General features: G+C 53.8%; 13 protein-coding genes and 1 pseudogene. 11 read left to right on the top strand and 3 right to left on the bottom strand.

Going from position 1 to position 13,045, the window contains the following annotated elements; translation table 11 throughout:
* Positions 1-967 precede the first annotated feature (967 nt).
* Complete coding sequence (locus ACTIDN_RS10425) at positions 968-2,971, top strand: glycosyltransferase (RefSeq protein WP_441376991.1); 2,004 nt, start codon at positions 968-970, stop codon at positions 2,969-2,971.
* A gap of 11 nt (positions 2,972-2,982) precedes the next feature.
* Here the strand turns inward: ACTIDN_RS10425 and ACTIDN_RS10420 are convergent, their stop codons facing one another.
* Complete coding sequence (locus ACTIDN_RS10420; protein ID WP_441376990.1) at positions 2,983-3,594, bottom strand: histidine phosphatase family protein; 612 nt, start codon at positions 3,592-3,594, stop codon at positions 2,983-2,985.
* Positions 3,595-3,600: 6 nt separating this feature from the next.
* Positions 3,601-4,533 (bottom strand): ribose-phosphate pyrophosphokinase, encoded by a 933-nt coding sequence (locus ACTIDN_RS10415; protein ID WP_048837267.1) that lies wholly within the window; start codon positions 4,531-4,533, stop codon positions 3,601-3,603.
* Positions 4,534-4,729: 196 nt separating this feature from the next.
* Here ACTIDN_RS10415 and ACTIDN_RS10410 point away from each other — a divergent pair, with 196 nt between their 5' ends.
* From ACTIDN_RS10410 to ACTIDN_RS10370, 9 genes and pseudogenes are all read left to right on the top strand, one after another.
* On the top strand, positions 4,730-5,608 hold the full coding sequence (locus tag ACTIDN_RS10410; protein WP_441376989.1) for an ABC transporter permease: 879 nt from the start codon (positions 4,730-4,732) through the stop codon (positions 5,606-5,608).
* A gap of 4 nt (positions 5,609-5,612) precedes the next feature.
* Positions 5,613-6,404, top strand: coding sequence for an ABC transporter ATP-binding protein (locus tag ACTIDN_RS10405; protein WP_415508296.1), 792 nt, complete (start codon positions 5,613-5,615; stop codon positions 6,402-6,404).
* A 143-nt stretch (positions 6,405-6,547) separates the two neighbouring features.
* Positions 6,548-8,029, top strand: a complete 1,482-nt coding sequence (locus ACTIDN_RS10400; RefSeq protein ID WP_441376988.1) for an MATE family efflux transporter — start codon at positions 6,548-6,550, stop codon at positions 8,027-8,029.
* On the top strand, positions 8,022-8,231 hold the full coding sequence (locus ACTIDN_RS10395; protein WP_415508294.1) for a hypothetical protein: 210 nt from the start codon (positions 8,022-8,024) through the stop codon (positions 8,229-8,231). Before ACTIDN_RS10400 ends, ACTIDN_RS10395 begins: the two co-directional genes overlap by 8 nt.
* A gap of 86 nt (positions 8,232-8,317) precedes the next feature.
* The gene (locus ACTIDN_RS10390) at positions 8,318-8,896 is read left to right on the top strand and encodes a YqaA family protein (protein WP_441376992.1); all 579 of its coding nucleotides are present in this window, start codon (positions 8,318-8,320) and stop codon (positions 8,894-8,896) included.
* Between the two features lie 141 nt (positions 8,897-9,037).
* Positions 9,038-10,042, top strand: a complete 1,005-nt coding sequence (locus ACTIDN_RS10385) for an SDR family oxidoreductase (protein ID WP_441376987.1) — start codon at positions 9,038-9,040, stop codon at positions 10,040-10,042.
* A gap of 180 nt (positions 10,043-10,222) precedes the next feature.
* Positions 10,223-10,441 (top strand): YbaY family lipoprotein, encoded by a 219-nt coding sequence (locus ACTIDN_RS10380; RefSeq protein WP_441376986.1) that lies wholly within the window; start codon positions 10,223-10,225, stop codon positions 10,439-10,441.
* Positions 10,428-10,553, top strand: a pseudogene (locus ACTIDN_RS10375) (YbaY family lipoprotein); the annotation flags it as partial. The gene ACTIDN_RS10380 and the pseudogene ACTIDN_RS10375, both read left to right, overlap by 14 nt.
* A 36-nt stretch (positions 10,554-10,589) precedes the next feature.
* Positions 10,590-11,027: an META domain-containing protein gene (locus tag ACTIDN_RS10370; protein ID WP_441376985.1), complete on the top strand. Its 438-nt coding sequence runs from the start codon at positions 10,590-10,592 to the stop codon at positions 11,025-11,027.
* 56 nt (positions 11,028-11,083) lie between these two features.
* Here the strand turns inward: ACTIDN_RS10370 and ACTIDN_RS10365 are convergent, their stop codons facing one another.
* Positions 11,084-12,271 (bottom strand): MFS transporter, encoded by a 1,188-nt coding sequence (locus tag ACTIDN_RS10365; protein ID WP_441376984.1) that lies wholly within the window; start codon positions 12,269-12,271, stop codon positions 11,084-11,086.
* A gap of 251 nt (positions 12,272-12,522) precedes the next feature.
* On the opposite strand from ACTIDN_RS10365, the gene ACTIDN_RS10360 reads away from it, so the two are divergent.
* Positions 12,523-12,996: a MarR family winged helix-turn-helix transcriptional regulator gene (locus ACTIDN_RS10360; protein ID WP_441376983.1), complete on the top strand. Its 474-nt coding sequence runs from the start codon at positions 12,523-12,525 to the stop codon at positions 12,994-12,996.
* Positions 12,997-13,045: the final 49 nt, after the last annotated feature.

Genomic DNA, 13,045 nt, shown 5'->3' with positions numbered 1-13,045 from the left:
CTGGGGAATATCCATGAAAGTGAACGACTTTCTGGATTTCCCAGTTCCGGAACCTAAGTACAAGATACCCATCACGAAAAGTGCGGAAGAACCCAGTTCTCAGTGAAAATCAACACAACAGGACCAAAATTCAGAAAAACTACTAAAATTATGCGAATATTATCAAAGAGTTTCGCCCAGCCGAGCCCATATTACACTGGCTATTGGTTGCCTTCGTCTTCAACGTGAACACCCTGCTGCATCTGAGGCATTTGGGTTTCTCGCTCAAAAGTTTCCATTCCCACTATGCCAGTTGTTACTCATCGCATCTCACTGCATTTGCGCGAACTGGGCTTTAGCCAAGCAGGAAATTTCCTTGTATTTCTCGCGGTATGCTCCCTTCCCGCATCCTGCTTTCACTGAAATTCTTACTCTCTTCCTTCACCACAATCAGACCAGTTCCTTTTGTGGTCTCTCTCTTGATGGCACATTACATTATTATACTGCCCGCCCTAGCGTAACACTTAGCGCCTGCTTCTCCTCGCGTGACGAAGAAACATCCTTCATTCTCCCCGCGCCTGCTACTGATCATTTTTGCAGTGCCTATAAGCTCCCAAAAAACTGGCAATCGTTTCAAAAGCTTTCTGTTACAGAACACGATAACTCTAAAGTTTTTCCAGCATTTGACCTTCGCGCGTTTACGCAATGCCGCGGCTTTGTAGAAAAAACGCCTACACATATTACGGGATGGGTGTGCGCTCCGGCTGACCCAATGTATCCAATCAAAGTCCGCGCTCTGAGTCAGACACATATATCCCCATGCCAGTCACTAGCCCTTCCAACCCACATCCCCCAACTCTTTGATTTAGAGTTTATGGCCACAGGGCAAGTGCGTCATAGGTTTTCAGTAGGTATTTCAAAATTTTCCAGAATAGGAAATATTTTTTCTGTACAAACGATATATGGCCACAAGCTTTATGGCAGCCCGGTGCTGCTTACTGATACGACTGAACTGCAAGAGATCTATGCACGGCATATTTCCTCAAAATTCCCTGCATTATATAAAAAAACCAGTGTCTATTCTGATAAGCCCTGTCGTTCCGTCGCGCTGGTCATTCCCGTATATTCTGGCCTTGACGCAACGCGCATCTGCATAGAGCGTGCGCTGCGTTATAAAAACGCATGGACACGCATTATTCTCGTCAATGATGCATCGCCCGATCCAGCTATATGCCGCCTTGTAAAAGAGTATGATGCGCGGTTCTCCTGCATCACACTTCTCTCACTTCCTGAAAATTGCGGTTTTCCCACTGCTGCCAATACGGGCCTCTGTGAACGCTTTGAGCATGAAGATGTTATTCTGCTCAACAGTGACACACTTGTTTCAAAAAATTGGGTAGAAAGACTGCAACAGGCAGCTTACACAGCAGAAAATATCGGCACTGCTACGCCTTTTTCCAATAACGCCACTATTTTCAGTTATCCAGAAAAAGATGGACGCACATCTGTTCCCTCAGAAACCCTCTGTGACCATCTGAATGATCTTGCCGGGGAAGCATGGGATGGCTCAACCCCTGACGTTCCAACCGCGCATGGTTTCTGTATGTATATCAAGGCTTCTTGCCTTAAAGACACAGGGCTTTTGAGAACAGATATTTTTGCACAAGGTTATGGAGAGGAAAATGACTGGTCCCGCCGGGCCGCAGCGTTAGGGTGGCGGCATGTTGCATGCCCCGGCGTGTATGTGGGACACGCAGAAAGCCAGTCTTTCACTTCTGTCAAAACCGACTTGATTGCCCGCAACCTGAAATTGCTTAATTCTATCCATCCCGGATACGATGCGCTTGTAAAAAAATGGCAGGATCAGGACCCGCTACTTCCGTTTAGGCGGGCTCTTGATCTCCGCCGTTTAGCACACGACAAACCGAATGTACGGTCAGTTTTGCTTGTTACCCATGACAGGCAAGGTGGCCTGACGCGCCATGTAGACCGCCGCGGCACATTTTATCTTACCCATAATATTGTGCCTTTTCAGCTCAAACCCATCCATTCCGGATCCGGAAAACTGATTTGGCAGATTGCGGGGTTTCCAGAAAATACATATCCCAACCTTATTATTCCCCGCAACCCGCACGCTTTAAAAGCGCTGCTAACATCCCTGAACTGTACTGCTCTGGAAATCCACAGCTACATTGGCCATACACTCGACAAAGTTCTACAATTACGGTCTCTGAAACTTCCTTATGATATCTATATTCATGATTATTCCTGGTTTTGCCCGCGCATTACATTAACCGGGGAAGATGGCGTATATTGTGGAGAACCGGCCTCCAAACAGTGCCAGACCTGCCTTGAAACATGCGGGAGCAATACGGGGGAAACAACCTCCATCACCCGTTTGCGGACGGGCAGTCAGTCTTTATTCCACCATGCCCGTACCGTTTACGCGCCGTCTCATGACACAGCGAACCGCATCAAACGACAACTTGGTGTGTCGGCAATTTATCGGCCATGGGAAACCCTGATCGGCACAGAATGGCCGCACTTTCCCATTCCCTCCGGCAACAGTCACAGAACCATAGGCATTTTAGGGGCTATCGGACTGGAGAAAGGCTACACACAACTCCTTGCCCTTGCACGCCTTGCCGCGCAGCTGAATGCTCCCATCCAGTTTGTACTGATTGGTTATAGCTGTAATGATCGCGCCCTCCTTGAAACCGGAGTGGTTCACATAACCGGGCGCTACAAGGAGCATGAGATACAGGACTTTGTAAGGCAGCACACAATAGACTGGTTTTTTATGCCATCTATCTGGCCAGAAACATGGTCCTATGTCTTAACCCAGATATGGCGCACTGAAAAACCGGTTATTGCTTATGATATCGGAGCGCAGGCTGAGCGTATCAAACAGGCAAAAGGCAGCATGGTCGTGCCCATGCACCTACCCTACCCGCGGCTACTTTCCTTTTTATACAACCCCATGCCGGCCTGACCGGCTGGAGGTCAGGCAGTCGGGGAGTCTGACACCACGGTCAAAGTCCAGGCGTCTGCTGTTGTTTCCCCCGGCTCCAGCCATAAGGGGGTAGCATTCGGCAGGCGTACATTTGCGGGCAGGTTCATGGCTGCACGCAAAGCACGGAAAAGAGCACCATGCGCAACTATTAACGGCACACCACCTAGCTGTGTTGCCCGATTAACGGCATCAACCGCACGAGTTTTCAGGTCTTCAAACCGTTCAGCGCCCTGTGGCGTGTACTCCCCGGCAATCCAGCTATCATACCAGTCACCCATGGGTTGGCCTTCCTGCTCACCAAAGCAGACTTCTTCCAACCCATCATCCGTCTCCAACGGCAAAGCTTCCAGGCCGTGCGTTATCAGCCCTTCCCGCAGAATTGCAGCCGTCTGGAAAGCACGGTCCAGCGGTGAACTGACGATATGTGTAAAGGGTGTAAGCGTTTTCAAACCCGGCAAAACAAACCCGACCGCCGCCCCGGCCTGCTCAATGCCTGTGGCATTCAGTGGTACATCGGTCCGGCCTTGTGAAAGGCCTTCCCGGTTCCAGTCTGTCTGGCCATGGCGAAGATACCAGTAAGGGCGAAGGTCAAGCTGTGTCATGCCGTCTCAATCAAACAGGGAGGAAACAGAACTTTCGTCTGCCACTGCACTCATGGCACGGGCCAGCAGACCCGCAATGGTAATCTGCCGGATGTTACTGGCAGCCTGCACACTCTCGGTTGCCCGAATACTGTCCGTCAAGGTCAGCATTTCAATGCAGGAGGATCCGATACGCTCAACGGCCTGCCCGGTTAGCACACCATGGGTCACATAAGCCCCGACCGATGCTGCACCGTTATTAGCAATAGCCTGTGCAGCGTTACACAGGGAGCCACCGCTATCCACAATGTCATCCACCAGCAGGCAGTGACGGCCTTTGACATCGCCAATCACGTTCATGACTTCAGACACACCTGCACGTTCGCGGCGTTTATCAATAATAGCCAGATCCGTGTTCAGACGCTGCGCTAGCTGGCGGGCACGCACAACCCCACCGACATCTGGCGAGACAATCATCAGGTCACGGTCGCCATAACGTTCCTTGATGTCTCTTACAAACAAAGGCGCGGCGTAAAGGTTATCCACCGGGATATCAAAGAAGCCCTGAATCTGCATCGCGTGCAGGTCAAGTGTCAGCACGCGGCTGGCGCCCGCTTCCACCAGCAGGTTGGCAACCAGCTTGGCGCTGATAGGCGTACGGGGGCCAGACTTACGGTCCTGCCGCGCATACCCAAAATAGGGGATAACGGCTGTAATGCGGCGTGCTGACCCGCGGCGCAGAGCGTCCAGCATGATCAGCAGTTCCATCAGGTTGTCGTTCGTTGGCGTGCAGGTGCTCTGGATGACAAATACATCCTCCCCGCGCACATTCTCATGAATTTCGACAAAAACTTCCATGTCGGCAAAACGGCGCACCGTGACATTGCACAGAGGCAAACCGATTTCTTTGGCAACGGCCTCGGCCAGCGGCAGGTTGCTGTTACAAGCGACGATCTTCATGGTAATGGCTGTTCCCGGCTCTTTCAGGGTTGGCAGGCTTGCTATGAGTCGTGCGGGGTTTAGCAACCGCGGCCCGAGTTGTCATCCACTCCGTGCAGGAAACAGCGCCGGAAGAGAGAGGCCGGCACGAAAAATGCCATACTCTTTCGCTCTTACTTGCGTACGCGCTGCGTGTTGTCTAACGACTGGGAGAATCATGGATACCCTACAAGCCTCTCATCCCTCAGGTCCCATACTGCCGCTGCCGTCCGGCCCAGAACCAGTGCTCCATCTGGAACCAGAGCGTGGATTTGCGTGTTTCAGACATGCCTGGAACGACCTTATGGAAGGGCTGAAGCTTGGAAAACTAGCCTGCACCCTGAGCTGGCTGGATATCAAACAGCGCTATCGTGGCTCCTTGCTCGGGCCATTCTGGCTCACTCTCTCTGCCACCATCATGGTAGCGGCCATGGGCCTGCTTTACTCTTACCTGATGCACATGGACGTACACATCTATCTGCCGTTTCTCACCATTTCTCTGGTGATCTGGATGTTCGTGAGCAACCTGATTACGGAAAGCTGCACGACCTTCAATACGGTTGCTTCCATGATCCATGCGACGCGCCTGCCCTATAGTCTGCACATCATACGGTCGACCGTCAGAAACTGGATGGTCTGTGCCCATAACGTTCCGGTCGTGGCGGCTGTGTTCCTCTGGTTTCACACCACACCGCACTGGACATGGACCTTGCTAGGGGCATTAGCCGTCTGGGCTGTCGACAGCTTTTGTATCACCCTCCTTCTTGCGATACTGGGTGCGCGCTTCCGCGACATCCCGCCCATCATGGCCAGTATTCTGCAAATCTTTTTTTTCATCACCCCTGTCATATGGGCACCGGAACTGATGAGTGTGGGAGAGAAGTGGCTTTTGCTGGATCCATTTTTCCCGCTGATAGAAATTCTACGCGGTCCCCTTACTGGGGACCATCTGAGCGTCATGGTCTGGCCAGCCGCACTTTTATGGTCTGCCCTGCTGGGGGTCGTCACCTGTACGCTTTTTGCCCGTATGCGGGCGCGTCTGGCTTATTGGGTATAATGTCTTGCCGCAGATAACCGTTCAAAATCTGGATGTTTCTTTTCCACTCTATCACGGCACAACGCGTTCCCTCCGCAAGGCTGTGCAAGGGGCGTTTCATGGCCGGTTTGCAGCAGAGGGCAAGCGTAACCGCGTTGTCGTGCAGGCCCTCCAAAACATCTCTTTCACGCTCAAACCGGGCGACCGGTTAGGACTTGTTGGCCGGAATGGTGCGGGCAAAACTACTCTTCTCCGGGCACTTGCCGGTATTTATGAGCCTGTAGCTGGCAGTGTCACCATTCACGGCACAATAGGCACTCTTTTGGACCCCATGCTGGGCATGAACCAAGTGTTAACAGGCCGTGAGAACATACACCTGCGGGGCATGCTGGCGGGCCTATCCAAACCGCAAATCACCCGTGTGGAAGAAGATGTCGAAGCTTTTGCACAGCTTGGATCTTTTATGGATCTGCCCGTCAACACCTATAGCTCCGGCATGGTCGTACGTCTCTCCTTCGGACTGGCGACTGCTATCATGCCGAATGTCCTCCTCATGGATGAATGGTTTATGGCGGGTGATGCCACCTTCCGGCAGCACGCACGCTCCCGGCTGGAAAATCTTGTCTCAAAAGCAGATATTCTGGTGCTTTCCAGCCATATGAGCACTGTTGTGGCTGAATGGTGTAACCGTCTGATCTGGCTTGAGGACGGGCACATCAAAATGGATGGCCCAACACAAACGGTTCTCGCCGCCTATCTTGGCCATCCAGTCGAGTTGAAAAACCCGGACCAGCCCGCACCAAATGCAGCATCGTGAGCATTTCCGTATGGCCTTTGTGTTTTTTTCTGGAATAATGGCTTCTCTCTTTTGCGGGCATTCGCAGAGATGCCCTAGCGTGACATAATACTATTTCTCTCACGCCTTCCGCCTACCACTGAAGGCACCGGACCGGAGCACGCATGACAAGGCCCCACCCGCCCACCAGACAGAAAGCCTGCTTTATTACAGGCAGCATCATGCGACATGTTTTGGTTATGGCAGGTACTGGCGCAATTGGGTTGATGGCCGTTTTTGCGGTGGATATGCTCAATATGGTCTATATTGCGCATCTCAATCAGGCCGCACTCACGGCGGCTATAGGCTTTGCCGGGGCTGTCACAGGCCTGCAAATTGCGGTCTCCATTGGCCTGACCATTGGTGTCAGCGCTGCCGTAGGCCGGGAGATTGGGGCCGGGCGGCATGAGGAAGCAAAACAGATTGCCTCCTCCGCACTGCTTGTCATGTTTGGGCTTTCCTGTGTTCTGGGCATTGGCACCATGCTTGTTGCCCACCCCTTGTTGCAGCTCTTTGGTGCCCAAGGAGATGCGCTGGAGTATGCAACACGGTACCTTCAGGTCGTCAGCCCATTTCTGCCACTTATCTGCATGGGTATGGGGTTTTCCGCCCTTATGCGTGTGGTAGGTGATGCAAAGGGCTCCATGCACATTACCTTGCTAGGGGCGATTACCGCAGCCGTTCTGGACCCCATCATGATTTTCGGGTTGCATGAAGGACTGACCGGAGCCGCCATCAGCACCGTTATTTCCCGCCTTGTTGTGGCTCTTGTCGGCCTTATGGGAGCACTCCGCCATGATATGGTGACATGGCCTACTCTTTCCCGTGTCTTGGCGGATGCCCGGCATGTCGGCTCCGTGGCCACACCGGCTATCCTCACCAATCTGGCAACACCTGTTGGTGGCGTGTATGTCACCGAATCCATGGCGCGGTTTGGGCTGGAAGCCGTGGGGGGCCAAGCATCCATAGAACGGACAGTGCCGGTACTCTTCTCTTTGGTATTTGCGCTCACAGGCTCTGTTGGCCCCATTATGGCGCAGAACATGGGAGCAGGCTTCTACCCTCGTGTACGGGAAACCCTGACAGCCGCCCTAAAACTGGTCATGCTCAGCATCGGGGCCACGTGGCTCATTCTTGCTGTTCTGCAAAATTATGTGGTGGCTGTTTTTAACGCTCAGGGGGATGCTGCAATGCTCATTCACCTGTTCTGCTCCCTTACTATCGGGAGTTATCTGTTTGTCGGCATGCTGTTTGTGGCCAACGCAGCCTTCAACAACCTTGGTTACCCACTATACTCCACGGCCTTCAACTGGGGCCGTGCGACTTTAGGGACCATTCCCTTTGTCGGCATTGGGCAGCATTATGGGCCTGCCGGTGTGCAACTGGGGCAGGCTGTGGGTGTTGTTGTTTTTGGTACACTGGCAGTGTTCAAGGCGTTTCAGGTCACAAAAAACCTCAAACACCCAGCAAACCAGCCCCCAACGGGCACAATTGCCGTGTCTGACGTACCAACAACCAGCGCAGAAGCCGCCATGGCAGATCTGGATGAAGTGACAGCACCTTCCACCCCAGACCAAACTGATGGGAGCACAAATACCCATGTCTAAACTGACCGCAGCAGACCGTGATGCCCTGCCAGACAGCGCCTTTGCTCTCCCCGGCAGGCGGTACCCTATTCCAGATGCAACACATGCGCGGGATGCGTTGGCACGCGCAAGCGAGATGTTGCACAAGGGCCATCTCTCACAGGACGAATACGATACCATTCACAGTAAAGCTGAAGACGTCCTACGCCGCGAGCGCATGTAAGCCTGCCTGCCCTCTAGCGCCACAGTGGGTCTCATGGCATTGCTGCGGATATGTCTGACACATCTGCCCCAGCACGCCCGCCCTCCTTGCTGAATCGCCTATACGCTAAAGTGCTCCGCCATGCTGGCAGCCCTTATGCGCCGCTGTGGCTGGCATTGCTGTCATTTTGTGAGGCAAGCTTTTTCCCGCTGCCGCCAGAAACACTACTGGTGCCTATGGTTCTGGCGCAAAGGCAGAAAGCGTGGCGGTATGCGGCCATCTGCACAATAGCCAGCGTTGCAGGCGGTATTCTGGGGTGGGTTATCGGGGCCATGCTGCTGGACTACGCAGCAAAACCCATTGTTCATTTCTACCACGCAGAGCACACGCTGGCCGCCTTGCAGGATAAGTTCAGGCAATGGGGCGTGTGGATCATTCTGTTCAAGGGGCTTACCCCCATCCCCTATAAATTTGTTACTATTGCTAGTGGCATGGCCCATTTTGCCATGGGGCCCTTTCTGCTTGCCAGTACTGTTACCCGTGGCACACGCTTTTTTCTGGTAGCTGCGCTCTTACGCCGTTTTGGTGCGCCTATTGAGCAGTTTATTGAAACACGCTTGCCCTTTTTAATGGGTATTTTCGCGGTGTTGTTGCTAGGTGGCTTTCTTGCCCTACGCTATCTTTGATCTGCTTGAAAAAAAGAACTCAGCCACTAGGTCTTTTGCACAGCAGCCTAACACTTGCCTGACTTGCGAGACGGGCAAGAGCAAGGCACAACCCCTCTACATGCTTTCCGTTTACGCCTGAACAGCAGGGAGACCGCCCTTATGCCCACGCAAATTGCCGTTATTACCGGAGCCGGAGCAGGCATTGGCCGTGCCGCCGCCCGTGCCCTGGGCCGTGCTGGCTTTGACATTGCCCTGTTAGGCCGTAACGAAGACCGGTTGAAAGAAACCGCCGCCGACCTGAAAGCCCACGCCATCCGGACTCTGGTTCTGCCAGTTGACGTAGCGGATGCAGAGGCTGTGTCTAAAGCCGCACATCAGGTTGAGGCAGAGCTTGGCCCTATTTCTGTGTGGGCCAATTGCGCGGGTGCTACCGTGGTTGGACAAGTGGCAACACTTTCCGCGCAGGATATCCGGCGCGCAACGGAAGTCACCTATCTTGGCAGTGTCAATGGCACATTGGCTGCGCTTGAGCATATGCGCCGCCGTGGGCGTGGTACCATCATCAATCTGGACCTTGCACCGGCTCTGCGCGGCCTACCTCTGCAAGCTGTAGAAAATGGTGCACGCGCCGCCCTACGCGGCTTTTGTGAAAGCTTGCGGCCTGAACTGTTGCACGATGCGGATGCTATCCGGGTTGTGATGGTTGACCTCCCGTCCATCAACACCCCACGGTATGGCTGGACCAAAAACACAACCGGCAAACGCCTTAAACCTGTCGGCCCTGTTTATGAACCAGAAGTAGCTGCCGAAGCCATTTGCAGGGCGGCCTTTACCACAAGCCGCACAATCTCTGTTGGGCCAAGCGCCCCATTCTCGGTATTGCAGAAACTTCTGGGAACTGGCTACCGTGAAAAGCGGTTGGCCGACCATGGCTACAAAGCTCAGCTTGAAAAAACCTGTGCAGAGCCAAACACTCCGGATGATCTGTATGCCACAGCGCCGGGAGCCTTTGGCGCTCATGGTGCGTTTGATGCAAAATCCCGCAGGCTGGACAGCCCTCTTTCCTTTTTCACAACCTCAAGTCTGCTCGCAGGCCTCCGGGGAGCTGCACTGGCAGCCGGGGTGACCGCCCTGATAACACACCTGCGTAACAACCGCCGTTAACAGGCACGGCCTCTCCACTTAAGAGCAACTTCTGGCCATAACAGGAGTTGTTCTTCAAAATGTGCTGTGCTGGCACCTGCGCAGAGCCTGATTTTCTCCCACTTGTTTTGTGCCAGTCCGGTGTGCTGCTGCGGCTCTCTTGCTCGCAGTAGCATAGCGCTGCGCGAGAAAGGGATAGGCATGTCAGGATACTCTTTTTTCAATCGCACTCTCGTTAAAGCCAGTTTTCTGGCCTTATGCAGTTGCAGCTTGCTCTTACCGAACCAGCAGACCGCACACGCACAATCTGCCCAGACCACCCTTCATGGCAGCATTACCTACCGGGAACGTATTGCTCTTCCGCCCGCCACGGTTGAGGTACGCCTGCTAGATGTGAGTACACCCTCTGCCCCCCCCTAAAGTCATAGCCTCCCAACAGTTTACAACTGAGAAGCAGGTACCACTCCCGTTTCAGTTAACCGTCAACAGTTCGACGCTGGCCGCCAAGAGAACCTATGCCGTTGCGGCAACAATTTTTGTAAACGGTCAGGCCTGGTTCAAAACCCCCATGCCAGCCCCCGTCAATCAACGCCGCAACGGCAATATTCTGCTCGTTCTACGCCGAGATGGTGCGGAGCGGTTGCCACACACTGTTACAGGCTCCTGGCAAACAGACCAGATTGGGGAAACATCCCTCCGCGACGGCTCCCAGACACCAACACTTGAGCTGCATGATGATGGTACTGTAGCCGGGTCAACTGTGTGTAATCAGATCTCCGGCCGCTTCACCTCCAACGCACAAAGCCTAAAATTTGGCCCGGTAGCCACCACGCGCAGAGCCTGTATGGAGGCCACAACCGTGCAACGGGAACAGGCATTCCTAAATGCGTTGAAAACGGTCGCCACGTGGACTCTGTCAGAAAAAGGCGATGTGCTCACATTGCAAAATGACGCTGGGCAACCCCTGCTGGTCCTACACCGCCAGTCCCACCTTCCCATACGCTAACTCTGGCAGGCAGTGGTCCTGAAAGACTGTGCTTCTTCAGGACCTTTTTAGATGCTTTAAGCCTCTTCATGCTCTCCAAGTCGAGCTGGAAAGGCTTGAGCACTCAAGAGCACAACAAGCAGGGTTAAAACTGTCAGGCCAATTGCAACGGGCGCCAGAACCTGCACACCATAAGAAGCAAGAAGCCTGCCACCAAAAGCAGCCCCCAACAAAATACCGATGTTACTGGTACTGTTTACCGCAGCCCCGGCAATATCAGAAGAGGTCGCACGGGTACGGATAGCTCCGGACATGATGAACGGAATAACGCCTGCGTAACCCGAGCACCACAGCGCCACAACGGCAACCGTCGCCACGCCAGACACAACATGATCGCACACAAGCAGAATACCCAGCACCATAACAGCACCGGATATCAGCAAGCCCCAACGCGGGCTTTTATCTACCACCAACCCTGAGGCCCAAAGCCCTGACAGGCTACAGGCACCAATAATCAGCAGGGCCAGACTGATAGAGCTTTCTGACAAACCATGCGCCATAAGCACCGGCGCAATGTAAGTGTAGAGCGTATTATGCGCCAGAAAGAACAGGGCATTTGCCAGCAAGGCCTGAATGAAAGCCCGCACAGCACCCGGCTTGCGCGCCAGCGTGAAGGAAGGAGCCTGCGTACCATGCCCAACTCTGGGTAAATAAACCGCAATAAAGACAGTGAGAATAGCAGCAAGACCTGCTGCAACCCAAAGAGCTACGCGCCAGCCCGCAAAATGGCCTAGGGCCGCAGCACCGGGCACCCCCAATATACCGCCCAGAGAAGCCCCACCAAAAACAATGGAAATAGCACGCCCGGTCTGCCGTGCGGGCACCAGATGAGCCGCATAGGCAGACACCATGGACATAAGCAAAGCATGTGCAGCCCCACCAACAACACGCCCAAGACACAGGACTGTAAATGTGGGAGCGGAAGCGGAAATCACATTGGTCGCTACATAGCCTGCCAATGCCGTAAGAAGCAGTTTCTTACGGTCTATCCGTGCAGTCAGGCTGGTCAGCGGTACAGCAATAACAGCCACAATCAATGCGTAGGCAGTAATGGCCAGCCCGATACGCCCCACCCCTACGTCAAAGGTGCGCGACATCTCCAGCATTAACCCAATGGGGGCGAGCTCGCTGGTAATGGCGATAAACGTTGCCGCGCAGAGCGCCCCCAAACCGATTAGGGTCGCTGGCGGAAATTTTTGAGACACCTGACGTCTCTCCCATGTGATTGTGTCTAGCTTACTTATGCTTCTGCGGCCCTTTGCACAGACGCAAGCCAGAGGCCTTTAAAGGCCTTACAACGCACGCAGCAAGAAAAAAGCACCTGATAAAATTGACAATTTTACAGAGCAGAAAAAACAGTCTCTGAGGTCGCGTTGACCCCGCCTGAGGTTCTGTTATATTCGTGCCAATATATTTTTCATGTCAAATATTACCATACTAACAATGGAGGCCACGCATGAATGTCCAGCAGGGCCTAAAGGGGCTGGAAGACGCACGCTTTCAGAACATGGCGCTGACCTTCCGTGTCATGCGGCTGGCCTCCATCTGGCGTACCCGGCTTGAACGCGCCCTCCGCCCCCACGGCATGACCGTAGCCCTCATGCGGCCCATGGCGTACCTGATGATGATGCCGGGTGGTGCAACCCAGCGTGACTTGGCACAGGCTATGGATACGGACTGCTCTGCTCTGGTCCGTATTCTTGACCTTCTGGAAAAAGAGGGATTTATCGCCCGCCACCCCGATGAGCAGGACCGCAGGGCAAAGCGCATTACGCTGACCCGCACCGGCCAGCAGCGTTGTGCCATTTTTCATGATGTCGCAGCCCAGCTTGAGCAGGACATGACGGCCACCATGCCTCCTGAGCAGCTACCCCCTTTGATTAGTCAGCTTGACCTGCTGCTCTCTGTACCGCCTGAACCAACCGCCTGACTGTTTCTAGAAAAAATACACCATGCCAAACGTGTTTTTGTCCTTTCTC

Origin of the sequence: Acetobacter sp. (genome assembly GCF_052102375.1) — a bacterium.
Lineage (GTDB): Bacteria > Pseudomonadota > Alphaproteobacteria > Acetobacterales > Acetobacteraceae > Acetobacter.
Note: the sequence above shows the minus strand (reverse complement) of the source record. Positions and strands in the feature narration are given on the sequence as shown.